Below are 23,826 nucleotides of genomic sequence, written 5' to 3'. Positions count from 1 at the left end.
CCTAAGGACGCAGGATGACACTGTAAGGGCGAGTCATCGTTGGATCAGAACGAATAAGTACACCATCTTGAGTGCGAATGGTATTCAAGGTATCTAGGTCACGTCCTATACGATCGGCTGGTAAAAATCCCTGAGCGGTAGCAACCACGATTCGTGATTGCATGCCAACGACCCGAGCATTAACCAATACCCCCCCTTCTTGACGGAGCATTGTGCCGGTTAATACGTATTGAATTTCTTGCTCTTGAGCCAAATCTTTCCAGTCTCGACTAAAAGCAAAATCGCCTTGACGGGTGACTTGAATTGTCCCTGTGGTTTTAAAATCTACTACTTTGAAACCACGACGTTGAAACTGGTGGATTAACCCTTCAGAAACAGAGTTACCTAACCAATTGGTGGTATCCATATCTTGTAGATCCACAAACGAAGTGACCGCGATCGGGGTACGAGCCGTCACACTAGTATTGGATTGAACGAGATCTTCTGTCAAACTATCAATAAAGAAATCCAACGTATGGCGTGGACTTTCAATCAACATAAATTGTGAGCCAGAATAGGGCTCTTTACCATTATAAATTGGCGCATAAGCACACGCCGTCAAAAAGACTACAGGTACTAAACCAAGCCATTTTTTCATTTTCTTCATCTCCAGATATACTAAGGCTATCGTCCCGTTCACCCGTTTTGACAAAACTGGAACGCTCTTTGCTTTTCTCAATCTGTCTTTGATTCAGAATTGCGCACCTACATCAGCTAACACTTACTAAGCAAGATTTATACCCAACTGGTAACTAATAATGAAAAAAAATATTTCTTTTTTAATTTCAATACTTTTCATGGCTTTTGTTGCCACCAAAAGTCATGCCGCTTGGTACGAAGTGACTGGCACTGCGACGATCGTCTCCTCTGAAGAAGTGGCTAGGTTACATGCTTTGGAAGATGCACTGTATAAAGCGGTGAATTTTGCCGGTGCAGATATTGGTAGTATTAGTAATTTAATGCCTTTACTGGAAACCGATAGAAAGGAATATTTGTTTAATAACCATGAAGTTCGTTATATCTCCGTTGAAAATCGTAAAGTTCGCGGCAATGTCATGAAGGTTACGGCTCGTATCGACATTTATCCATCGGCAAGGGCTTGCCACAAAGAACAATACAAAAAGACCTTTTTAGTCGGCAATATTGATCTTGCTTCGCCACAACAAGCGGTAATGGGGCAAATTTATACTATTGGTGATGATTTTGCTGATATCCTCGATAGACAAATAGCGCAACAATCTCATAGTTTTGTCTCCGTTGGAACGACCGATTACGATATCAATCATCGCAATCCAACTCGCATACAAATGATCGCACAAGATACGGGTGCTCACTATATTATCGGTGGGGTGATTAATGATTTAACAGCTACGATTGAACAAAAGGTTTTGCGAGATGATGTTATTAATCGTCAGTTTGCTCTCGAGATGCAAGTCTTTGATGGTAAAACAGGGAGTGAAATCTTGAGAAGAAATTATCGAGAAGTCGCGAGTTGGCCGTTTGCAAAAACCAGTCAGGTCGATACTCGTAGCGCCCGTTTTTGGGCATCCACTTATGGTCAAATGTTGTTACGAGTAAGCCGGAACATTATGCTGGACCTCGAATCTGAAATTTCTTGTAAAATCACGTTGCCGGAAGTCGTCGCTAAGTTCGGTCAAACGGTCAGTATCGATCTAGGCCGTATTCATGGCGTAAAAGAAGGGGACAAATTGCAACTTTGGCATACAGGATCGTTTATCGATCAAAACGGTTTACCTCGTAATAAAGTATCACAAAGCGATATCACCTTAACTGTCTCGCGCGTCTATGAGAAAAACGCCGAGTTAACCGTTGATCAGCCAGAACTAGCATCAAGCATTCAAATTGGTGATGTTATGCATAAACAAGTGTCATTTTTAGAATAGTCTCGTGACTAACTGGTTATTGAATCAGCAAATACCATCAAAAAAATGCACAATTTGGCGTATTGATGAGATACAATTAACACGCCAAATTAATCAAAGCTCCCGTAGCTCAGTAGGATAGAGCGGTCCCCTCCTAAGGGACAGGCCACTGGTTCGACTCCAGTCGGGAGCGCCATGATGATTAAGTCTCCCCCCTCCTTTTTCGCACAATGTTGACCTGACGTTGATGAAGCATTTTTTTATTCCTCTAGACTAAACTTACTATCTCCATTATTTTTGGCCTAATCTTGTTATTAACAAAAAACTCTATAGCGTGATCGGCATGATAAAAAGTAATCTACAAACGAATACTGGCCATCGTTTTATCTCAAAAGCGAAAACGGCTTATAAAGTTCACATTCATACCCCTGATGATACTGTACTGCATCGGTCAGTAGGCTATATCCGTTTAGGAGAAGAAAAAGGCTTAAAAAAAGCCATTAAACTACGTAATGAGCTAGGACGTGAAATGTGGGGAAAACACTGGCGACGAATTCTTAAAGATCCTTATCTCATGACTCGGTTGCCGCATAGTTTGGAACCGAAAATCATCTATAAGCCCAGACCAACTAAAGAGAACCCAGATTATCGTGATGCCTGCTATATCGCTGCTTGGCGTGATTACAATGAGCACGGTGAATGTACCTTTAGAAGTGTCGTTTGTTCAATCAGTAAGCATGGTAAATTGGCCGCTTATACAAAGACCAAAAAAGCCTTACTCGATGCTTATAAAGATTGTCTTGATATTCTCATCTTTATGGGCCGCTTAAATAGTATCGACTTAAAATAATAAAGCTCACCGAAGTGAGCTTTATTGCTGTATGAATCGATTAAACCACTATTGTTTAACTTGATAATCAAACTCTGGAATGGTGATATCAACTCGACGGTTAAGCTCACGTCCTTCCGCTGTACTATTAGAAGCGATAGGATTAGTCTCGCCCTCTCCTCGCCAAGTTATACGAGAGCGCTGGATTCCCTGCTCAACTAGTGCATCAGCAACGGCTTTTGCTCGTTTTTCTGACAACGTTTGGTTATAAGCCGCAGGACCAGTAGAATCCGTATGACCAGTAATCACGACTTTAGCTTGTGGATATTGATTTAAAAAACGAACCAGTTCAGTCAATTGCTGTTTACTTTCTTGATTTAAACTCGCGCTATTGAAAGCAAAACTACTGCTATCAAGCCTCTGAAAATCATAGGTTTTATTAACAAAAACAGGGCGAGTATCTACCACCTCTTCAATAACAACCACCTCTTCAACTACTGTGACGGGACGACTTTCAACCACTTGAGCTGGTTGAGCTGAAGCGCCAAAGCGGTAACTTACGCCAAGTGATACCGTATTGGCTTCCGCTCTGGTTTGATCATTATTAATATCCGTGAGAACTTGATACTCTGTACGCAAAGACACATTTGGACTAACGTTAAATTCTAGACCTGCAGCGGCAAGAAATGAGTAGTCGCTTTCATCACCATAATCGACATAAGCGCCACCGAACTTACCGTAAGCACCCACACTGGGTGATAAGGCAAGAGTGAATTTAGGCGCCAAAGTAATCGCCTTCACTCTATCATCGGTTAATCCGATGCCAGTAAACTTACCGAGCATGTCATAACCTGCTTCCACAGCTAGCCATTCATTTATGTTATAACCAAGAAAGGCTCCCATACTGGTATCTCTATCTTCACAAAGTTCACCAGCTCGACAGGAATCATTCAGCCAGGTTTGCCCTAATTTGCCGCCTAAATACACATCTGCCATTGCAGAAGAAGAAGCCGCCATTAAAGACATTGATATCATCGCCACTAACTTTTTCATTATCATTTCCCTTTTGACTCGTTGTTATCATTAGTAGACCCAACCGGATTGCATAAAAACGATAAGGCCTCCGTTACCAAACGGACCACTACTGTATGATTTATCTAAAGATGCTATGGAGCATCCAAGAGTTTAATGTCTATCAACCTAGATCAATCTAGGCTATTTATCAACCACCCGACTTATATTATCTAAAGAATGTTAAACCAATGTCATGAGAGTTAAAAATAAGTAATGGCTTACATAAAAAAGAGTGATTGACCACATCAAATACAACGTAGCCTGATTAGTTCGTTCTTAATTAACTAGCAAAAAAAACCGCAGCCTTAATTAGCTACGGTTTTATCAATAAGATTAGTTTTTAATTAATCATTCATTTAAATAAATAGTACTATGCGTTTGCTTCACGCTCAGTAATAAAATCTAATGCCATTTGAATACGCTGCACAACTCGATCTTTACCAATCAAATACATGACCGCATCAACTGAAGGCGATTGACCACCACCGGTAACCGCAACTCGTAATGGCATGCCAATTTTACCCATACCAATCGCTAGTTCTTCACACACTTGAGCAATCACTTGATGCAATGCATCAACACTCCATTCTGATAATGCATTAATCTTGGTTAATGCTAATGCCAGTGGATCTTTGGCAACGCCTCGTAAATGTTTTTTCGCTGCATCGGCATCAAACTCAGTAAAATCTTGGTAGAAATAGCGCGATTGTTCTGCTAGCTCAACCAAGGTATGGCAGCGCTCTCCAACTAATTTAACTACTTCAGATAGTGCGGGACCTTGCTGCTTATCAATACCTTGCTGAGTAAAATGCCACTCTAAATGTTTAGCGACGTACTCAGGATCTGACGTTTTGATATAGTGGTTGTTCAGCCATAATAATTTGTCGGTATTAAAAGCTGAAGCCGATTTAGAAATAGCATTAAGACTAAACAAATCGATCATTTCTTGACGAGAAAAAATCTCTTGATCGCCATGTCCCCATCCTAAACGCACTAAGTAGTTGATTAGTGCTTCTGGCAAATAACCTTCATCACGATATTGCATCACCGACACCGCACCGTGGCGTTTGGATAATTTGGCACCATCATCGCCCAAAATCATCGCACAATGAGCAAATGTTGGAATTGTCGCTCCCATCGCCTGATAAATATTAATCTGACGAGGCGTATTATTGATGTGGTCTTCACCACGAATTACATGGGTAATCCCCATATCGACATCATCAACCACGACACAGAAATTATACGTCGGCGAACCATCGGTACGACGAATAATTAAATCGTCCAATTGATCATTACGAATTTCAATTCGACCACGGATTTTATCATCAAAAATTACGCTGCCTTCTTTTGGGTTGCGAAAACGAATCACGCAAGGATCACCCTCTTTTGCCGCATCATTCACCGCTTTGATTTTAGGATGATTGGCATCATAGCGAGGCATCTCTTTATTGGCTTCTTGCTCGGCGCGAATTTCATCAAGCAACTCTTTAGAGGCATAACACTTATAAGCTTTATTCTCAGCCAATAGCTGTTCAACCACTTGGTTGTAACGGTCAAAACGCTTCGTTTGATAGTAAGGGCCCTCATCCCATTCGAGGCCTAACCATGTCATCCCCTCGAGAATAGCATCGACTGCCGCTTGAGTAGAACGCTCTAAATCGGTATCTTCAATACGTAGAACAAATTCACCACCTTGGCTCTTCGCATATAGCCAAGAATACAGAGCGGTACGAGCGCCCCCGACATGTAGATAGCCTGTTGGGCTTGGAGCAAAACGAGTTTTAACCGTCATTATTGATTACCTTTTTCATAAACTTCAGCCAAAGCTTGGCATGAGCGAAATTTTGCGCGCCATTCTATCACTCCCACCGCACAGACCCAAGAAACTTCAAAAAGTCATGATCATTCGCTTGACCTTACCTTAAGGTCAAGGTTTATCCTACTTCTAATCAGTTAGGAGAGATAACCATGAATCATTACGCTTTATCTTTATCAGGCTTAAATTGTATGGGCTGTGCGCGCAAACTAGAGCGCCAATTAAACAGTGAATTTACCCTGCACATCCATTCGTTGTCACCCACGTTTATTGAACTCGATGTGGAAACCTCGCTTGATAATGTATTGCGTTGTATTGAGTCTTTAGGCTATCAAGCGACATTAAGTCAACCTCGCTCTCAAGAGGAAACGCTCGTCCCGACGCCAACAGCCATTGATGAAACCATAAAAGAGCAGATAACCGTCAAACCAGCGACAGTTAGCACACATCTATTGATTGAAGGGATGACTTGTGCCAGTTGCGTAGCCTCGGTAGAAAAGGCTCTCGCGGCTCTTCCCGGAGTGAATAAAGTACAAGTCAATTTAGCCGAGCAAAGTGCATTAGTGCTCAGTCAACAATCAATCACTGAGCAGCTATTAAGCGCGGTAAGGCAAGCGGGTTATCAAGCCCAATCTGTCGATGACCCCCTTGAACAGCAAACCAAACAGCAACAACACTTGGCAAAAACGCAGCGATTACATCGACGCAATGCGCTGATTGGCCTTGTACTTGGTGGCTCGATGATGCTGTGGGGAATGGCTGGCGGCAGCATGATGATCGATAATCGCTATGATCAAATTGGTTGGGGGTTGATTGGCATAGCATGCTTAGCAATGCTCTCAACTGCTGGGTATCATTTTTTTGTCAACGCTTGGCAAGCACTGCTTCATCGCCGCGCCACCATGGATAGTCTAGTCGCTTTAGGAACAGGGGCCGCTTGGTTTTACTCTATGTTGGTGGTTATTTTTCCTGAATGGTTTCCCACCGCAGCGCGACATGTCTATTTTGAAGCTTCAGCGATGATCATTGGCCTCATCTCTTTAGGTCATTATATTGAGACAAAAGCCAAATCAACAACCACACAATCACTGCAAGCTCTAATCAATCTTCAGCCACAACAAGCCATCCTAGTTACCGAACGGGGTGAGCAAGTCATTACTCTTGCTCATATACAACAAGGCATGATATTGCGCATTAAACCTGGAGCAAAAATCCCAGTCGATGGTGTCGTCATTGAAGGCGATTCCTATGTTGATGAAGCGATGCTGACTGGTGAGCCGATTCCCGCCCATAAAATGCAGGGCAATACCGTTGCCGCAGGCACCCTCAATCAAGATGGCAGTTTATTAATTGAAGCCACAGGGATCGGTTCACAAACCATGTTGGCTCGTATTATTCAAATGGTACGTCAAGCACAAAGCAGCAAACCTGCCATTGCCAAATTAGCCGACCGAATCTCGGCTGTATTTGTCCCTATCGTGGTGCTGATAGCTTGTATTGCAGCGGCAATCTGGTTCTGGTTCGGCCCTGATCCTAAAGCCAGTTATATGCTCGTAGTCGCGACCACCGTGTTGATCATCGCTTGCCCATGCGCTCTCGGTTTGGCAACACCACTTTCCGTTACGGTTGGTATCGGTAAGGCGGCAGAAATGGGCATACTGATTCGTGACGCCAACGTTTTACAGTTGGCCAGTAAAATCGATACTGTGGTTTTTGACAAAACGGGGACCTTAACACAAGGAAAACCAAGCGTTCAACACGTCGTGAGCTTTCAAAATGATGAATCGGCATTACTCAGTTTAGCTTTTGGATTAGAACAGCATTCTGAACACCCCTTAGCGAAAGCCATTTGTGAATACGCGCAGCAGCACAATCGAGCAGCGGTAAGTATTGAACGCTTTGAGAATCAGCGTGGTAAAGGAGTTCAAGCTTCTTATCAAGGTGATACGGTACATTTAGGCTCATTAAGCTACATGCAAGAGCTCGCTATCGACACTAGAGAGGCACAAAGTACCATTCAATATTTTGCAGATCAGGCATGGACTCCAGTCGCTATCGCTCGACAACAGCAGTTGATTGGGATGATAGCCATCGCTGATCCCATCAAAGCTAGCGCAACCAAAGCCGTTCAAGCACTACAACAAATGGGGATTTACACGGTGATGCTGACTGGCGATCAGTCTAGCGTCGCTGATTCAATCGCTAAGCAGTTAGGTATTGATCAAGTTATTGCGCAGGTGCTACCAGAACAAAAAGCGCAACATATTGAACAATTGCAGCAACAAGGCCGACAAGTTGCCATGGTCGGAGATGGCATTAATGATGCTCCAGCATTAGCTCAAGCGAACATCGGTATCGCAATGGGTAGCGGCAGTGATGTTGCAATAGAAAGTGCACAAATGACGCTGCTGAACTCTTCACCTTTAGCCGTCGTCAATGCTATCGACCTGTCTAAAGCGACCTTAAGAAATATGCAGCAAAATCTATTTGGTGCTTTCATTTATAATACGCTCGGTATCCCAATTGCTGCTGGTGTGCTCTATCCTGCATTTGGCTTTTTGCTCAGCCCTGTGGTGGCTGGCGCGGCAATGGCTTTATCGTCAATTACTGTCGTAACCAATGCTAACCGCCTTCGTTTTAGCAAAGTACGCTACCATGATTGATGGCTAAACACTCAGAAGATAAAAAAGCCTCTCGATAGAGAGGCTTGAGTGTATATCATTCGTTTATAACAGTAACCCGACTGAATCGTATTCCGCTTGCCGACGTCGAACGAAGCGCGACTTCGCCACTGACTTGAGGAGGATTACTGGCATCAAAATCCAGCCACTGTTGTCCATCCAATGAATATTGCAGGCTCACACCTGGAAATTGAACATTCATCGCTAAATAGCCATTATCGATACGCGCTCCTGGGACTGGTAGACGATAATCGATGCCCGCTTTTTCAAGCTTCGCCAATTCACGCTGACCCAGCACATTGGCAAAGCGGTTGTAATCTTGGTTAAGCGCAGATTGGTTGACCAGTTGGCTGCCTTGCGAATACTCAACACCTACTTTGTAGTTATTTTCCCACTCAGCTCGGTGCCACGCACGTTCAGCCGCAGCTAATACGCGAGGAAATACCATGTATTCATATTGCTCATCATTGCGCACCGTCTCAGACCAAAGCTGTGCCGATAGACCATAGAAGGGTTTGCCTTGCACTTCACCTTTGCCCGTAAAACCATTCCCGTCGCGATCGAGTGACGTTTCTGCGTTTTGTGGCATGTTCTCAGGTGAAAAACTGAACATCTTACGCGTATCGGTAGCACGTGTTGCCCAATAGTAGCCGCGCTCTTTTGGATCGGCTTCGTACGGCATATCCATATAAACGTAATCTGGGTTAGAAACAATCACGTCATAGCCTTGCTGAGCCCAATCATAAACCGATGCGCTTCCTCCCCAATACAACGGATCCCAGAAATTAACGCGTTTATTTGTGGTGGCGAAAGCTTCTGGACCTTCACTGTACTTGAGGCCATCTTGCCACGCTTGAAAATTTGGGATTCCTTTATCAGCGACCATCTTAGAGACTTGTTCTGCAAAAAAACTCGGCAGGTGACCGAAGTCACTCACGGTACCGTCAGCAATCAACGTCTGACATTGTGGCGACTGTGCAAATGGCTTATCTTGTTTAGAGAGATCTATCGTGCCTTTCCAGTCAACTTTATCCTGAGCTTTTACGTCTTGAAAGCCTGCGCCAAGCTTGATGTTTTTCGCTTCATCACCGCCAAAATGCCATGTGGTTAACGGTGCACCAGCTTCGATATGCATGGCCGCCACTTCGGAAATCACTTTGTCGACAAAGCGCCTTGAGGATTCCATACAAGGGTTAATGAAGCTTTGTTTATCGTAGAACTGAACCGTGGTCACATTTGAAGTATCTTGCGGATCCATCAAACGGTATTCATTCGCTTGTATTGGCTTACCTTGTGCCATTAGTCGATCGTAACGAGCTTCCATTGACACTACCGCTGCACGAGCGTGCGCAGGCATATCTATTTCAGGAATAACTTCGATATGGCGCGCTTTGGCGTGCTTTACAATATCGATATAATCGGCTTTGCTAAAATACCCCGAACCAAAGTTATCCGATGTCGGACCGGAGCCAAGCTGAGGCAACAAACAGCGTTTCTCTTCCAAGTCAAAACAACGCTTAGCCCCTATTTCAGTCAATTCTGGCAAGCCGGGGATTTCTAGCCGCCATCCTTCGTCATCGGTTAAATGAAGATGAAGTTTATTCATTTTGTACGCAGCCATTTGGTCTAGCGTAGCTAAAATGGCTTGTTTAGAATGAAAATTACGTGCGACATCAACCATTACGCCGCGATATTCAAAGCGAGGGGCATCTTGGATAATCAATTGTGGCAAAGAGTCTATCTGTTGGCTGTCGATAAGGCCAAAGATAGATTGGACAGCATAAAACACACCCGCTTGGTCAAACGCTTTGATCGTAATACCATCGTTTTCAATGCTTAACTGATAGGCTCCTGATGTAGCCAGTTCTTCTCTAAAATCAGCAGGTTGAACTAAAATCATCACTGGAAGATCACCAGCAACATCCACACCAATCACGGCGGCACGGTCTCGAATTGCACTGTATTGAGCGCTATCGAATGCTTCTTTAGGCAATGCGATACCTGCTGTAATATCGACCGTACCTTGACCAGCTTCAACGTGCATTGGCGTTGGGATCAAGGTTGTGGAAACCTCTTGTTTTGCTAAATCAGCATTCTGCTCAAAACGTGATATCGCGTTAGCAAAAACGTTGTTATCAGCAGGAGTCCGTTTGAGGTTATCGCCCTCAATACCTGTAACAAACGAAGCAATATCTTCAGTATTCAATGATGCAATAATTCTCGGCTCTGCATTAGGAGCGACCACAAATGCGCCAGGCATAAAATCGGTATCAAATAACGTCCAGTATTCACCGATAAGTGGTAAAACAACTTCTTCACCCGCCGCAAAACCGGCAAATTTCTCTGTTGGTTCTAGTTTATGTAAATCGCCAGTGACACGAGAAATTTTAAACTGGTCATTCTCTACATCCAAAATCAAGCGAATACTGTGAAAGTAGATAGCCCAGTCTTTCGATTTTATCGCCTCACCTTGATTAAAAAGCGTCATGTTCACTTTATTACATGACGCCCATTCCGCCCCAAGAGCTTCACAGGCCAATCCCTCGTTAGCACCGTGATTTGTGACGACGTGATATTGAATACCTAAATTGTCCGCCAGTGAATTGACTAGCGTTTGATTAGACGAGCTCATCATTGAACATCCCGCTAATATTGCGGTGACTGAAATGGCGATTACACTCTTGTTCAACATAGAATTACCTTCTTTCGATTGGAAATACAGGAAGGAGTAAACTCTTTTTCTTCCCTTAATGACGGCATTATCCGATGATTGCCATGATTCATCTTCCAACCATAACGCGAGTTATTTTGCAGCGTAAAATTAATCATACTAAGCAGTGATCACGTTCAAATTTTAGGTTTTATAAAAATAAAAAATAATTATTTATCAATGAGTTAAATTTAACGTCAAAATCGACACTTCTATTTTGACGAGATTACTGCGATCTCAATCACGTCAATATCATAATTCCATTTACTTATTGAGATAATGATCACTTTTCGTAAGAGCAATCACTGATCATCATCTGAAAAATAAAAGTAAATTTGTGATTAAGATCTTAAGTTTATAGCCATTCTCATTATGTTATTTACGCTAAAGTATCTGTTTAACTCAAGTTTAAGGTGAACGCTATTTTGTTGAATTCTCGATTGCTCTCTTATTTGGCCCTTTTTTTCGCCCTAGGCCTTCATGCAGAGCCACTCCACTGGCAAGCAACAAAAGGAAATTTGTCTTTTGATATCGTTGGGTCTATCCATGTGGGTAAATCATCCATGTACCCTTTATCAAGTACTCTTTATGAACGTCTCGTAACCAGTAACGGCTTAATTATTGAAGTCGATCTGAGCAACTCGCAAGCAGTCACCTATCCACCGCCTTCGGTAACCAGTCAACAAGTACTGACCACACAACAATATCGTCAACTGGTCAACGCAGCGCAATTACTCAAACAAGACATCAATCGATTGGCAAAGCTGCCGCCATGGAGTACCGCTCTACAACTGCAGTTTTTACATCTCCAGCAGTTGGGTTATTTTGCAGAACAAGGGGTTGACCTACATTTTATTCGCCAAGCCGAGCAAATCGGTATCGCGCTGCTTCCTTTAGAAACCGTACAATATCAAATCGATGTGTTAACGAATTTACCTAATGACGGACAAGAGCTATTGATAGCGCTACTCGATGAATGGGAAAACCAACACGGCATCACTGAATGTCTGATCGAAAGCTGGCAAAGAGGCGATAGCGTAAAGCTAGAACAGCTTTTAAAACAGACGGAGATGTCAGCTGAGATGGAAGATTCATTGATTACCAAGCGCAATCATCAATGGGTAGATAAGCTAATTTCGCCAGACTTTCTGCCTTCATTATCAGGCCACTATCTCGTTGTTGTGGGGACACTTCATTTGGTAGGGAAAGATAGTGTGTTAACGTTATTACAAGACCAAGGTTTTGATGTCATTCAACGTAATCAAAGCCAACAAGCAACTTGTTTTCCAGCTAAGCAATAACGAAAAAGCCCCAGCACAATGGCTGAGGCCTTAAATATGGTCGGTGAAGAGGGATTCGAACCCCCGACCCTCTGGTCCCAAACCAGATGCGCTACCAAGCTGCGCTATTCACCGAATTGATTTTTTACTTTAGATTAGCGAAAGAAGAAACTTCTCTGGTCCGCTATTCCTAAACCCAGAGATGCACTACCAAACTGAACTATTCACTGAGTTTATTTTTACTCTAAACTAGCTAACGAGGAAATCTCTCTGGTCCGCTATTCCTAAACTCAGAGATGCACTACAAAACTGTGCTATTCACTGTTCTATGGCGAGTATGTTACCGATTCTTTTTTGTGAAGCAAGTCCTTTTCGACGCTTTTCAATTTTCCAGATGACGTTCGAACAAAACTTAAACAAAGCGAACAAAACGTGACTCAATGCACGCAAGCTTAAACATAAATGCAACCAATTAACTACATTTGATCCAGATCAGCATCCAACTTTAGACACTATTTTAAGCTACCAACGTCTTTAAACACGTTGTAAGAGACTGAAACGATCAAACTCAAGCAATAATTGGGTAATGCAATCAGCTTAGTTTGGCAGACAGTTAGCACTATCGCTGTCAGTTTTAAGCTATTATTAGCCGGTTTCTTGGTTTACAAAGTGATCAAGGACAAATCTCCTCACTAGATCGCTTAGCTTCGATTGTTAAATAGTCTCACGCTATGCACCGAAGTAGATAATTTGTCTACTTCGGTTTTTTTAATAACAAACTGATCAACGCTTTCTCTTCATCGGTATAATCAACTTACAAAGCCAATTGCGAATTTAAGGTGTGATGATGCCTAACGATGATTTAGAACTATTTCAGCAAATGATGGATGATGTGAAACCACTGGCTCACGATATCGCACAACTTAACAAACCGCATACTATCACCGAAGCACAACTCGCCAAACGCCAAGCAGCCATCACGTTATCGACGCAAGAACCGGATTATCTTTCCATCGATTGCGCCCCCATGCTCAAACCTGATGACATCATTGAATATAAAAAAGCAGGCATTCAGGATGGGGTGTATAAGAAACTCCGCTTAGGTAAATACCCCTTACAAGCACGACTAGACTTGCATCGCAAGACCCTAAAACAAGCTCGCGACGAAGTGATTCACTTTATCGCTCAATGCATAAAAATGGACTTGCGAACCGTGCTTATCGTCCATGGTCGAGGGGAGAGATCTACGCCACAAGCTTTAATGAAAAGCTTTGTCGCTAGCTGGTTAACTCAAATTGATGAAGTACAATGCGCGCATAGTGCACAACGCTTTCACGGTGGAAGTGGTGCGGTTTATCTACTGTTAAAAAAAAGTAAAAATCAGAAAAGTGAGAATCGAGAACGTCATCAAAAACGGCTTGGTTAAAGTGTAATAACTGGTAAAATGATCCGTTCATCTACTTCATTTCATTTTTTCACCATTCCGTTGAGAAACGTCAGGAGTTTTCATGTCATCGTTAATCGAAAAACGCTTAAATAAATACATTAGTGAAACGGGCTTTTGTTCGCGCCGTGAGGCCGACAAACTGATTGAGCAAGGTCGTGTAACCATTAATGGGCAACTGCCACCAATGGGCAGCAAAGTCACTGAACACGACCAAGTATGTATTGATGGCAAACCGGTCGGCTATAAAGAAAAACCTATTTATATTGCGTTAAATAAACCGACTGGCATCACCTGTACCACCGAACGAGATGTCCCTGGTAATATTGTCGATTTTATTGGACACAGTAAACGTATATTCCCCATCGGTCGCCTAGATAAACCCTCTGATGGGTTGATTTTTTTGACTAATGACGGCGATATCGTTAATAAAATTTTACGTGCCGGTAATAACCACGAAAAGGAATACGTGGTACGGGTCAATAAACCCATTAGTGCAGAATTTATTCGTCAAATGTCTGCGGGGGTCAATATTCTTGATACCGTTACCCTGCCATGTAAAGTCGTTCAAGAGACCCAGTACTCATTTAGAATAATCCTTACCCAAGGATTAAATAGACAGATTCGTCGCATGTGTGAAGCATTGGGCTATGAAGTATTTAAATTGCGCCGTGTACGTATTATGAATATCACACTAGATGGCATACCGAATGGTCAATGGCGCTATTTAACCGATACGGAAGTCAATGAGATACTCGCGATGTGCGAAGGTTCAGTCAGTACCGAAGAAGCCTCAAAAACCGATAGTTCAGGCCAACAGATCCGCAAAGCCACCGATGCAAAATTGTTTGATAGTCGACTGGCGCAATCCAAAACCACCTCCGAAGCTCCCCATAAAACTTATCAGGGTCGTCAAGCCAATGAGTTTCGTCATGTGCCAAACTCAAAGAAAGGCCGAGAACAGCGTAAGCAACACGGTAACGAGAAACAAAACAATAATACCGATCGCGCTGCACGCCGTAATCCAACCAGAAAAACTGGCACGCTGAGCTTAAAAAACAGCCAAAGCTGAAACATGATGAGGAGCCTTAGCTCCTCATCATGTTTATATTACTTAGCGAATGAAAAACGCGGTTATTTAGTACCAAAAATCTTATCGCCAGCATCGCCTAAACCAGGCACGATGTAGCCTTTGTCATTGAGTTTCTCATCAATGGCGGCGGTGTACAGTTCAACATCTGGATGAACTTTTTGTAACGCTTCAATGCCTTCTGGCGCAGCGACCAAAACGAGCACTTTTATTTGATTACATCCTTTCTCTTTGAGAAGATCAATCGTTGCAATCATCGAGCCACCAGTCGCCAACATAGGATCAACCACCAGCGCAATACGCTCTTCAATATTCGATGCCAGTTTATTAAAGTAAGGCACTGGTTCAAGAGTTTCTTCATCACGGTAAATACCGACAACGCTAATTCTTGCACTAGGAATATGTTCTAATACTCCATCCATCATACCAAGACCCGCGCGTAGAATAGGCACCACGGTGACTTTCTTACCTTTAATTTGATCAACAGCAACAGGACCATCCCAACCTTCGATGATCACTTTTTCTGTTTCAAAATCTGAGGTCGCTTCATAAGTTAATAAACTGGCAACCTCAGTCGCTAGCTCACGAAAACGTTTAGTGCTGATTTCACCTTCTCGCATTAGACCCAATTTATGTTTGACTAGAGGGTGTTTCACTTCAACAACTTTCATTTTCATCTCCGGCATAATTTAAATAAACTTTTCGATTATACACGCATTTCTACCTATTTTAAGCGTTTAAAGCTGGATAAAAAAACTGACGCAAACGTTTTCCTTTTTGATTTAAGCCCTGTAGAATAGCGGCGTTTTCATATCCAATTAGATCGAGGACTTCCCCCGTGAGCGGTAACAACACTTCTCTTAGCTACAAAGATGCTGGCGTAGATATTGATGCAGGCAACGCACTGGTTGAACGAATTAAAGGCGCAGTAAAGCGTACTCGTCGTCCTGAAGTTATGGGTGGCCTTGGTGGCTTTGGTGCCCTATGTGAACTTCCAAGCAAATACAAGCATCCCGTTTTGGTTTCCGGCACTGACGGCGTAGGCACTAAACTGCGCTTAGCTTTGGATATGAAAAAACACGACACCATCGGTATCGATTTAGTGGCGATGTGCGTCAATGATTTGATTGTACAAGGTGCAGAACCCCTGTTCTTTCTTGATTACTATGCGACCGGAAAACTGGACGTCGATACAGCAGCAGATGTCGTCTCTGGGATTGCCGATGGCTGTGTCCAGGCAGGATGCGCGTTAATCGGCGGAGAAACAGCAGAAATGCCCGGCATGTACGAAGGTGAAGACTATGATGTAGCCGGATTCTGTGTTGGTGTGGTTGAAAAAGAAGCGATTATCGATGGTTCAAAAGTGGCTGTGGGTGATGCACTTATCGCTGTCGGTTCGAGCGGTCCTCATTCTAATGGCTATTCACTGATCCGTAAAATTCTTGAAGTCTCTGGAGCTGATAAGAATGAACTCTTAGCGGGTAAAACCATTGGCGAACATCTACTAGAGCCAACTCGGATTTATATTAAATCAGGCTTAAAGTTGATTGCAGAGCATGATATTCACGCCATTTCTCATATTACTGGTGGCGGTTTCTGGGAGAATATCCCTCGTGTATTACCACAAGGTACTAAAGCGATTATTGATGGTAGTAGTTGGCAATGGCCAGCGATTTTCACTTGGCTACAAGAGAAAGGTAATGTGGCAACGCGTGAAATGTATCGTACGTTTAACTGTGGTGTCGGCTTAGTGATTGCTCTGCCTCAAGACCAAGCACAAGCAGCGGTTCAACTGCTACAGCAAGAAGGTGAAACGGCATGGGTTATCGGTGAGATAGCTCAAGCACAAACCAATGAAGAGCAAGTAGAGATCAAATAATTCATGAAAAGTATTGTTGTTTTAGTTTCAGGAAATGGTTCCAATTTACAAGCGATCATCGATGCTTGTGAGACAAGTATCCATAATGGCAAAGTAACGGCTGTTTTTTCAAACAAAGCAACAGCATACGCTTTAGAGCGAGCGAAAAAAGCGGGAGCCGCAGCGCACTTTATCGATCCTAAAGCCTATGATACTCGTGATGCATTTGACGCTGATTTAATGAAATGGATGGATGAATATTCGCCAGATTTGGTCGTACTCGCTGGCTATATGCGTATCTTAAGTAGTGATTTTGTTCGTCATTACTTGGGGCGGATGATCAACATTCATCCCTCATTACTGCCTAAGTATCCGGGATTAAATACTTACCAAAGAGCGATTCATGCTGGTGATGAAGAACACGGCACTAGCGTCCACTTTGTTACCGAGCAATTGGATGGCGGCCCGGTGATTTTACAAGCCAAAGTGCCTATTTTTGATAACGATACGGTAGAAAGCCTGACTGCTCGAGTACAATCTCAGGAATATCGGATCTATCCCTTAGTCGTACAGTGGTTTGTCGAAGGACGCTTAGCCATGACAAACGGCAAAGCCCTTTTGGATGGTCATATTTTAGGAATTCATGGCTACGCGGATCAGTAGCTCACGCCACGAAATAGTAAGGGGAGTATCGACTCCCCTTTGTTTTGATGAAACTCTTAGCCTAACGGCTCACTAGGGGCCTGGTTACCCGGCTTGGCTTGGGCAAAGGCGACCGCTGTCAATTGATCAACATTCGTCGCCACTCGCTCACCTAAATGGAACAAATTAAATTCGCCTGGTTTCATACGTTGCCATATTTCATTGCCAGTCAAAGGTTGAGTAGCAATCACCGAGACCACATCATTAGGCGTCGTCTCTTCTTGAAAGTTCACTTCAACATCTTCATCAATCAATGCTGCATGACCAAATGGTGCACGACGAGTGATCCAGTACAGATGGTTAGTACAATAACTCATCAGATAATCGCCATCAGACAAAAGCATATTAAATACACCTTTATCACGCAGTTGATCGCATAATTGACTAACATACTGGAATACCGACAGCATATTGTCAGGGATCTGCGGGTAACGCTGTTCTAACTTATCCAGTAACCAACAGAATGCCGCTTCACTATCGGTTTGACCAACTGGACGATGACGCCCTTGCGCCAAACTCTGGTAATCAACCAGTTGACCATTATGCGCAAAAGTCCAATAGCGTCCCCATAATTCACGCGTGAATGGGTGAGTATTTTCTAAATTAACCGCCCCGCGATTGGCTTGGCGAATATGACTAATCACTGCACAGCTTTTTATCGGATAATTTTGTACCAATTGAGCGATTTGTGACTGACAACTTGGTGCTGGGTCTTTAAACGTCCGAAAACCACGACCTTCATAAAAGGTAATGCCCCACCCATCACGATGTGGACCCGTTTTACCGCCGCGTTGCATCAAGCCTGTAAAACTAAAACAGATATCGGTCGGAACATTGGCACTCATACCAAGTAATTCACACATGGTTTATATCACTCCTAATAAACCATCGGCAATAAGATTGACATACCGTCAATCCATCACTCGATTTATGCCATCTCTTTTTCAATCAATTGGATAACAATGTGAATAATTTTTATGTGCACTTCTTGAATACGATCAGCATAACCAAAATGTGGCACACGAATTTCCACATCAGCAAGACCTGCCATTTTTCCGCCATCTTTTCCAGTAAGAGCGATCGTCTTCATCCCTTTCGCTTTCGCCGCTTCAATCGCTTTTAAAATGTTGCCTGAGTTACCCGAAGTGGAAAGACCAAACAGCACATCGCCTTTACTTCCTACCGCTTCTACATAACGTGAAAAGACATAATCGTAACCAAAATCATTACTTACACAAGAAAGATGACTGGGATCTGAAATCGCAATTCCAGGATAGCCCGGACGATTGTCACGATAGCGCCCCGTTAACTCTTCAGCAAAATGCATCGCATCACAATGTGAACCGCCATTTCCGCAAGACAGTACTTTCCCGCCTTGCTTGAAAGAATCGGCAATCATTTTGGCGGCAGCTTCGATTTGCGCGATATTGTTTTCATCGCTTAAAAAGGCATTCAATACTTCGGCAGCTTCGTTAAGTTCACGGCGAATTAAATCATGATACATAATCTGGTCTCTTGGTTATTCTGCTGACAGGTAAGCTTCAACTAAGGAAACTTAGGTATGCCGTTGAGTTTACCCAAACGAGGCTATCTGTCGAGAGTCAGCACTCAACAAATTGACCTAATCTGATGTTATTTCCACTCCAAAATTGACGCTTGACGCACAATTTACAGTTTTCTTTTCACTGAGATCACTTTTTGACCGATTTGACGTTTTACATTTCATTAATATATTGATTACAATCCAACTGGTTAGACCACCCAACCAATCAGGTCTCATTGAGTCTGTAAAAGGAAATAATTATGGATATCTTGCTCTCTATACTTGGAGTCTTGTTGGTCTTAAGCGCTTGCTTATACCATCGCACTTCACTCTTTACTGGATTAGTCGCTTTAACCTTAACCATGTTTGGCTTAACTTTGTTTGGTCCAATAGGCTTCTTTGGCTGGGTTATCTATTTAACAGCAATCGCTATTTTTGCGGTACCATCCGTTCGCCAAAGTTTAATCAGTGGTAAAGCTCTACGTGTCTTTAAAAAAGTTTTACCTGCTATGTCACAAACAGAGAAAGAGGCCCTCGAAGCTGGAACTGTATGGTGGGAAGCCGAACTATTTAAAGGTAAACCAGACTGGCAACAACTGAAAAATATCAAAGCTCCAACACTGAGTGCGGAAGAACAGGCTTTCTTAGATGGCCCGGTTAACGAAGTCTGCGCAATGGTTAATGACTATCAAGTCACTCATGAACTGGCCGATCTTCCCCCTGAAGTCTGGCAATATCTTAAAGATCATAAATTTTTCGCGATGATCATTAAGAAAAAGTACGGCGGTTTAGAATTTTCAGCTTATGCGCAATCTCTGGTACTGCAAAAATTAACTGGTGTATCGGGAGTACTTTCCTCCACCGTTGGTGTTCCAAACTCTTTAGGCCCAGGTGAGCTGTTGCAACATTATGGTACCCAAGAGCAGAAAGACTACTATTTACCTCGCCTCGCGGAAGGTAAAGAGATCCCCTGCTTTGCACTTACCAGCCCAGAAGCAGGCTCAGATGCTGGCTCTATTCCAGATTTTGGCGTGGTCTGCAAAGGCGAATGGGAAGGAAAAGAAGTACTTGGTATGCGTCTCACCTGGAACAAGCGTTATATCACTTTAGCGCCCGTCGCTACGGTACTTGGCTTAGCTTTTAAACTACGAGATCCTGATGGCTTATTAGGTGATACACCTGAGCTAGGTATTACCTGTGCTTTGATCCCAACTCACTTAAAAGGAGTTGAGATTGGTAATCGTCATTTCCCGCTCAATGTCCCTTTCCAAAATGGTCCGACCCGAGCGACCGATCTCTTTGTGCCCCTTGATTTCATCATTGGTGGGCCAAAAATGGCGGGGCAAGGTTGGCGTATGTTGGTGGAGTGTCTATCGGTTGGTCGTGGTATCACTCTTCCCTCAAACTCAACGGGTGGCCTAAAAACTGCGGCGTTAGCAACCGGAGCTTATGCACGTATACGTCGCCAGTTTAAACAGCCTATCGGCCAGATGGAAGGCATTGAAGAACCACTCGCTCGCTTAGGCGGTAACGCTTATGTGATGGATGCAGCGAGTAATTTAACCGTGGCAGGCATCGATTTAGGCGAAAAACCGTCGGTTATTTCAGCGATTGTTAAATATCACTGTACTCATCGTGGTCAACGCTCAATTATCGATGCGATGGATATTGTCGGCGGTAAAGGGATCTGCTTAGGCCCAGCCAACTTTTTGGCACGCGGTTACCAAGGTTCACCGATTGCCATTACCGTTGAGGGCGCGAATATTTTAACCCGCTCCATGATCATCTTTGGTCAGGGTGCAATCCGCTGCCATCCTTATGTGCTAAAAGAGATGGAAGCCGCATACTCAGACCGTTCAGATGCCGTTGAGCAGTTTGACCAAGCTCTTGCCGGCCATGTTTCCTTCACGTTAAGTAACTTGGTGCGCAGTATTTGGTTTGGGATTACCGATGGCTATGGCTCGGCAGCGCCAAACAAAGGCCCCACCAAGCGTTATTACCAAAAACTTAATCGTTACAGTGCCAACTTAGCATTACTGGCCGATATTTCGATGGCGGTTCTGGGTGGTTCTCTCAAACGTAGAGAGCGCTTATCCGCCCGTCTTGGAGACATATTAAGTCAATTGTACTTAAGCTCTGCGACTCTAAAACGCTTTGAAAATGATGGACGACCAAGTGAAGATTTACCGTTTGTCCATTGGGGACTGCAAGATAGCTTGAAGCAAACTGAACTAGCGATTGATGAGTTCTTAGCTAACTTCCCTAATCCTATTATTGGTAAGTTACTTCGCGTTCTGATTATGCCTATTGGACGAGTTCGTAAAGCGCCCAATGACCATTTAGATAGTCAGGTTGCTCAGATCTTGCAAACCCCTAGTGCTGCACGTTCACGCTTAGGACGTAATCAATACTTATTGCCAACCGAACACAACCCAGCAGGTAAGATAGAACAAGCGTTGAGTATTATTCTCCAAGCTGAGCCAATCTTTACTAAGATGTGTGACGCGCTCAATCAGCGTCGCCCCTTTACTCAGTTAGATCAGCTAGCGAAAATCGGTTTAGAGAAGCAGTTGCTTACTCAGTGGGAAGCAGATCTATTGATTGAAGCTGAGGCCCATCGTCTATACACGATTAACGTAGATGATTTTGACCCGCAGGAACTTGCCGCAAAAAAGTCTCACCCCAAACTCGAAGAAGTCGCGTAACTTCAAACGAGAAAAAGGGGACAACTCAATCAGAAAAAACGAGCGTTTAGCGTTTGCTCAATAAACAAAAAGGAGGCTAGCCTCCTTTTTTGTTGCGGTTATTTTCTCTTCTTAGCAATGGTAGTTTACGGTTTTTTCGGAATATTTAGATTCATTTCTTGCGTAGCAACCGCTTTCGCTTTCAGCTTACGATGAATAAACCATCCAGCAAGTGCAACAACAATAACAAAAAGATTACCAAAAATAATGTACATCATCGTACGCCGACGCGCTTGCTCTCGCATGTGTTGAATGAGCTTTTCTTGCTCTAAACGACGAAGATTTTCTAACTCAGCTTCTTGCATACGCCGAGTCGTCGCTAAATCAATTTCACTGACCACGCCATAAGTTTGTTCTCGAATGGGAAAGATGAGCGGCCTTTGCGTGGATAAATCCGTTGCATATACTTGCCCATTCCATGCAAAATTACCAAATTGCTTCTCATTAGGGACCGTTAGAACAACACCTAAAGCAGAAGGATCGGCTTGTCCTTGGGCAAGGAATGGTGGCTGCCCTAACTCTCGATGCTCGATATGAGCGACCATTGAGCCTGGCTCTATCATCCCTCGCTCACCATTAAAACTGATTTGGTGGGCGACACCTTGGGTACGAGATTGAATAAAGGTGGCCACGACAGGAGTGGGATAAACCAAAATCACCTGCTCTTGAGCGCGTAAAAAGACGCCATTGCCTGATGTAATACGCACACGATACTTACCCGGTTCAGGAGTTATCGGTAAAGCAACGGTAAAAACACCATCACCCGGCTTTTCATCTAATCCTCGACCATCATCGGTAAATTGACCAATGACTTCCGGAATTGGTCGCATTTCTTGAGGTAACTGTTGTTCATCGTCGACATAACGAGTAAAGGTCACGGTAAGCTTAACCCGATCAAGGAAATCTCTTAATAACAGCGGCTCACCGTCCGAGGTTAAACGCGCGGTAAATTTAATTGTTTCATCTTGATATAAGCGATGTGGTAATTGATCAGTTTCCAATTGCAAATGCGAAATCAAACGCACGTGGTTATTGGGCGAAATCTGTCCGATAGCTTGCCATGGTCCCGGCATCGGTTTATCAATCGAAACAATGTCCATTGATGACTCTTGATACCATCGAACGTAATCAGGGTGACGAGAAGCATAATACTTAAAGCCATCCGGGCGAACTAATACCACAGGACGGGAGTTTTGCTCTCGATAAATGACAAAGGTAATTTGTGAAATCGTAGGATCCACCCGAAAACGGTTATCAAGCAAGGTAAGCGATGATTCATTGCTGGCAAAACTTCCTATACTGCATAACAAACTCAGTATCACTATTCCTAGCCGTAACATACTCTCTCCTACTGACGCCAGAGGCAAATTCCACTTTTTTCAACCACATCCAAACGTTGTTGGTGAGCTTCTATTTCATCGGCTGATGCACGCAAAACCTTAAGGTTTTTCCTCTCACCTTGTACGCGCTGCACAAAACTACCAGCCGGCTCGCCACTTTGTGAACTGGCAGAAAACTGTAATGATGTCTGCCCCCCGGTCATTAATAAATAAACATCCGCGAGGATTTCCGCATCAAGCAAAGCGCCGTGCAAGGTTCGATGCGAATTATCTATCCCGTAACGATCACAAAGAATATCTAGGTTATTGCGCTTACCGGGGAAGATTTTCTTCGCCATCGCCAAGGTATCGGTAATTTTGCAATACTGCTCAGTTTTGCCGATCGCAGGGTTTATTTTGGCAAACTCATAATCCATAAAGCCGACGTCAAATGACGCGTTATGAGCCACTAATTCAGCCCCTTTGATAAAATCCAAAAACTCCTGATGGACTTCTTTATATTGTGGCTTATCGACTAAGAAGGCATCGGTAATACCATGAACTTCAATTGCTTGAGGTTGAATCTCACGATCCGGTTTTAAATAAACATGGAAATGCCGTCCAGTTAACTTGCGATTGATAATTTCAACCGCGCCGATCTCAATAATTCGGTGCCCTTCATAATGAGGTCCACCTTCAAAGTTCATACCCGTCGTTTCGGTATCAAGCACCACAATACGATTGTGTTGCGAATTGCTGCTAGTATTCATAAGGATATCTATGTCAGACTATGCCAATTGTGTGAATAATC

The 23,826-nt window shown here is 43.4% G+C and carries 18 protein-coding genes and 2 tRNA genes; 10 read left to right on the top strand and 10 right to left on the bottom strand.

Translation table 11 applies throughout. From position 1 onward, the window contains the following. Nucleotide 1: 1 nt before the first annotated feature. Nucleotides 2–637: a FlgO family outer membrane protein gene (locus AACS00_RS03330; protein WP_004394702.1), complete on the bottom strand. Its 636-nt coding sequence runs from the start codon at nucleotides 635–637 to the stop codon at nucleotides 2–4. A 160-nt stretch (nucleotides 638–797) separates the two neighbouring features. On the opposite strand from AACS00_RS03330, the gene AACS00_RS03325 reads away from it, so the two are divergent. The 3 genes from AACS00_RS03325 to AACS00_RS03315 all read left to right on the top strand — a co-directional run bounded on the left by AACS00_RS03325 (nucleotide 798) and on the right by AACS00_RS03315 (nucleotide 2,772). Continuing rightward, complete coding sequence (locus tag AACS00_RS03325) at nucleotides 798–1,943, top strand: flagellar assembly protein FlgT (RefSeq protein WP_110166526.1); 1,146 nt, start codon at nucleotides 798–800, stop codon at nucleotides 1,941–1,943. Nucleotides 1,944–2,041: 98 nt separating this feature from the next. After that, nucleotides 2,042–2,118, top strand: a tRNA-Arg gene (locus AACS00_RS03320). A gap of 147 nt (nucleotides 2,119–2,265) precedes the next feature. Continuing rightward, a complete protein-coding gene (locus AACS00_RS03315; RefSeq protein WP_072669968.1) occupies nucleotides 2,266–2,772 on the top strand; it encodes a Fe3+-citrate ABC transporter substrate-binding protein in 507 nt (168 codons plus the stop codon). Between the two features lie 48 nt (nucleotides 2,773–2,820). On the opposite strand, the gene AACS00_RS03310 is transcribed toward AACS00_RS03315, so the two are convergent. Both AACS00_RS03310 and gltX read right to left on the bottom strand, forming a co-directional pair. Continuing rightward, nucleotides 2,821–3,804, bottom strand: a complete 984-nt coding sequence (locus AACS00_RS03310; RefSeq protein WP_072669969.1) for an OmpA family protein — start codon at nucleotides 3,802–3,804, stop codon at nucleotides 2,821–2,823. A 391-nt stretch (nucleotides 3,805–4,195) separates the two neighbouring features. After that, entirely contained in the window at nucleotides 4,196–5,620 is a 1,425-nt protein-coding gene (gene gltX, locus AACS00_RS03305) for a glutamate--tRNA ligase (protein WP_072669970.1), read from the bottom strand. A 176-nt stretch (nucleotides 5,621–5,796) separates the two neighbouring features. Here gltX and AACS00_RS03300 point away from each other — a divergent pair, with 176 nt between their 5' ends. Next, nucleotides 5,797–8,307 carry a heavy metal translocating P-type ATPase gene (locus AACS00_RS03300; RefSeq protein ID WP_110166525.1) on the top strand — a complete coding sequence of 837 codons (2,511 nt, stop codon included), beginning with the start codon at nucleotides 5,797–5,799 and terminating at the stop codon, nucleotides 8,305–8,307. A gap of 55 nt (nucleotides 8,308–8,362) precedes the next feature. Here the strand turns inward: AACS00_RS03300 and AACS00_RS03295 are convergent, their stop codons facing one another. Then, nucleotides 8,363–11,017: a beta-N-acetylhexosaminidase gene (locus AACS00_RS03295; RefSeq protein WP_110166524.1), complete on the bottom strand. Its 2,655-nt coding sequence runs from the start codon at nucleotides 11,015–11,017 to the stop codon at nucleotides 8,363–8,365. 431 nt (nucleotides 11,018–11,448) lie between these two features. Between AACS00_RS03295 and AACS00_RS03290 the strand changes: the two genes are divergently transcribed. Continuing rightward, nucleotides 11,449–12,336 (top strand): TraB/GumN family protein, encoded by an 888-nt coding sequence (locus AACS00_RS03290; RefSeq protein ID WP_258306831.1) that lies wholly within the window; start codon nucleotides 11,449–11,451, stop codon nucleotides 12,334–12,336. A gap of 37 nt (nucleotides 12,337–12,373) precedes the next feature. Here the strand turns inward: AACS00_RS03290 and AACS00_RS03285 are convergent. Continuing rightward, nucleotides 12,374–12,450 (bottom strand) — tRNA-Pro (locus AACS00_RS03285). A gap of 712 nt (nucleotides 12,451–13,162) precedes the next feature. Here AACS00_RS03285 and smrA point away from each other — a divergent pair. Both smrA and rluF read left to right on the top strand, forming a co-directional pair. After that, the gene (gene smrA / locus AACS00_RS03280) at nucleotides 13,163–13,741 is read left to right on the top strand and encodes a DNA endonuclease SmrA (protein ID WP_110166522.1); all 579 of its coding nucleotides are present in this window, start codon (nucleotides 13,163–13,165) and stop codon (nucleotides 13,739–13,741) included. Between the two features lie 82 nt (nucleotides 13,742–13,823). Beyond that, nucleotides 13,824–14,831 carry a 23S rRNA pseudouridine(2604) synthase RluF gene (rluF, locus tag AACS00_RS03275; protein ID WP_110166521.1) on the top strand — a complete coding sequence of 336 codons (1,008 nt, stop codon included), beginning with the start codon at nucleotides 13,824–13,826 and terminating at the stop codon, nucleotides 14,829–14,831. A 62-nt stretch (nucleotides 14,832–14,893) separates the two neighbouring features. On the opposite strand, the gene upp is transcribed toward rluF, so the two are convergent. After that, nucleotides 14,894–15,520 carry a uracil phosphoribosyltransferase gene (upp, locus tag AACS00_RS03270; RefSeq protein WP_072669975.1) on the bottom strand — a complete coding sequence of 209 codons (627 nt, stop codon included), beginning with the start codon at nucleotides 15,518–15,520 and terminating at the stop codon, nucleotides 14,894–14,896. Nucleotides 15,521–15,687: 167 nt separating this feature from the next. On the opposite strand from upp, the gene purM reads away from it, so the two are divergent. Together purM and purN are read left to right on the top strand one after the other, a co-directional pair. Further along, complete coding sequence (gene purM / locus AACS00_RS03265; protein WP_110166520.1) at nucleotides 15,688–16,728, top strand: phosphoribosylformylglycinamidine cyclo-ligase; 1,041 nt, start codon at nucleotides 15,688–15,690, stop codon at nucleotides 16,726–16,728. 3 nt (nucleotides 16,729–16,731) lie between these two features. After that, nucleotides 16,732–17,370 (top strand): phosphoribosylglycinamide formyltransferase, encoded by a 639-nt coding sequence (purN, locus tag AACS00_RS03260; RefSeq protein ID WP_072669977.1) that lies wholly within the window; start codon nucleotides 16,732–16,734, stop codon nucleotides 17,368–17,370. A 56-nt stretch (nucleotides 17,371–17,426) separates the two neighbouring features. Here the strand turns inward: purN and AACS00_RS03255 are convergent, their stop codons facing one another. After that, nucleotides 17,427–18,272: a class II glutamine amidotransferase gene (locus tag AACS00_RS03255; RefSeq protein ID WP_072669978.1), complete on the bottom strand. Its 846-nt coding sequence runs from the start codon at nucleotides 18,270–18,272 to the stop codon at nucleotides 17,427–17,429. A gap of 65 nt (nucleotides 18,273–18,337) precedes the next feature. Beyond that, nucleotides 18,338–18,913 carry a D-sedoheptulose 7-phosphate isomerase gene (gene lpcA / locus AACS00_RS03250; protein ID WP_110166519.1) on the bottom strand — a complete coding sequence of 192 codons (576 nt, stop codon included), beginning with the start codon at nucleotides 18,911–18,913 and terminating at the stop codon, nucleotides 18,338–18,340. Between the two features lie 299 nt (nucleotides 18,914–19,212). Between lpcA and fadE the strand changes: the two genes are divergently transcribed. After that, nucleotides 19,213–21,657 carry an acyl-CoA dehydrogenase FadE gene (gene fadE / locus AACS00_RS03245; RefSeq protein ID WP_110166518.1) on the top strand — a complete coding sequence of 815 codons (2,445 nt, stop codon included), beginning with the start codon at nucleotides 19,213–19,215 and terminating at the stop codon, nucleotides 21,655–21,657. Nucleotides 21,658–21,782: 125 nt separating this feature from the next. Here fadE and AACS00_RS03240 read toward each other — a convergent pair whose 3' ends face one another. Together AACS00_RS03240 and dnaQ are read right to left on the bottom strand one after the other, a co-directional pair. Next, nucleotides 21,783–23,036 (bottom strand): TIGR03503 family protein, encoded by a 1,254-nt coding sequence (locus tag AACS00_RS03240; protein WP_110166517.1) that lies wholly within the window; start codon nucleotides 23,034–23,036, stop codon nucleotides 21,783–21,785. An 8-nt stretch (nucleotides 23,037–23,044) separates the two neighbouring features. Beyond that, nucleotides 23,045–23,785, bottom strand: a complete 741-nt coding sequence (dnaQ, locus tag AACS00_RS03235; protein WP_110166516.1) for a DNA polymerase III subunit epsilon — start codon at nucleotides 23,783–23,785, stop codon at nucleotides 23,045–23,047. Nucleotides 23,786–23,826 lie beyond the last annotated feature (41 nt).

Source organism: Vibrio sp. 11986-1-5 (assembly GCF_963878025.1).
GTDB classification, from domain to species: domain Bacteria; phylum Pseudomonadota; class Gammaproteobacteria; order Enterobacterales; family Vibrionaceae; genus Vibrio; species Vibrio injensis.
This window is presented reverse-complemented; position numbering and strand designations above follow the sequence as displayed.

What these genes read in the sequence shown, in the direction of transcription:
- AACS00_RS03315 (WP_072669968.1), top strand. Translation starts at nt 2,266, where the DNA reads ATGATAAAAAGTAATCTACAAACGAATACTGGCCATCGTTTTATCTCA.
- purN (WP_072669977.1), top strand. Translation starts at nt 16,732, where the DNA reads ATGAAAAGTATTGTTGTTTTAGTTTCAGGAAATGGTTCCAATTTACAA.
- rluF (WP_110166521.1), top strand. Translation starts at nt 13,824, where the DNA reads ATGTCATCGTTAATCGAAAAACGCTTAAATAAATACATTAGTGAAACG.
- fadE (WP_110166518.1), top strand. Translation starts at nt 19,213, where the DNA reads ATGGATATCTTGCTCTCTATACTTGGAGTCTTGTTGGTCTTAAGCGCT.
- AACS00_RS03240 (WP_110166517.1), bottom strand. Translation starts at nt 23,036, where the DNA reads ATGTTACGGCTAGGAATAGTGATACTGAGTTTGTTATGCAGTATAGGA.
- AACS00_RS03330 (WP_004394702.1), bottom strand. Translation starts at nt 637, where the DNA reads ATGAAAAAATGGCTTGGTTTAGTACCTGTAGTCTTTTTGACGGCGTGT.
- AACS00_RS03295 (WP_110166524.1), bottom strand. Translation starts at nt 11,017, where the DNA reads ATGTTGAACAAGAGTGTAATCGCCATTTCAGTCACCGCAATATTAGCG.
- AACS00_RS03325 (WP_110166526.1), top strand. Translation starts at nt 798, where the DNA reads ATGAAAAAAAATATTTCTTTTTTAATTTCAATACTTTTCATGGCTTTT.
- AACS00_RS03310 (WP_072669969.1), bottom strand. Translation starts at nt 3,804, where the DNA reads ATGAAAAAGTTAGTGGCGATGATATCAATGTCTTTAATGGCGGCTTCT.
- lpcA (WP_110166519.1), bottom strand. Translation starts at nt 18,913, where the DNA reads ATGTATCATGATTTAATTCGCCGTGAACTTAACGAAGCTGCCGAAGTA.
- dnaQ (WP_110166516.1), bottom strand. Translation starts at nt 23,785, where the DNA reads ATGAATACTAGCAGCAATTCGCAACACAATCGTATTGTGGTGCTTGAT.
- gltX (WP_072669970.1), bottom strand. Translation starts at nt 5,620, where the DNA reads ATGACGGTTAAAACTCGTTTTGCTCCAAGCCCAACAGGCTATCTACAT.
- upp (WP_072669975.1), bottom strand. Translation starts at nt 15,520, where the DNA reads ATGAAAGTTGTTGAAGTGAAACACCCTCTAGTCAAACATAAATTGGGT.
- AACS00_RS03255 (WP_072669978.1), bottom strand. Translation starts at nt 18,272, where the DNA reads ATGTGTGAATTACTTGGTATGAGTGCCAATGTTCCGACCGATATCTGT.
- AACS00_RS03300 (WP_110166525.1), top strand. Translation starts at nt 5,797, where the DNA reads ATGAATCATTACGCTTTATCTTTATCAGGCTTAAATTGTATGGGCTGT.
- smrA (WP_110166522.1), top strand. Translation starts at nt 13,163, where the DNA reads ATGCCTAACGATGATTTAGAACTATTTCAGCAAATGATGGATGATGTG.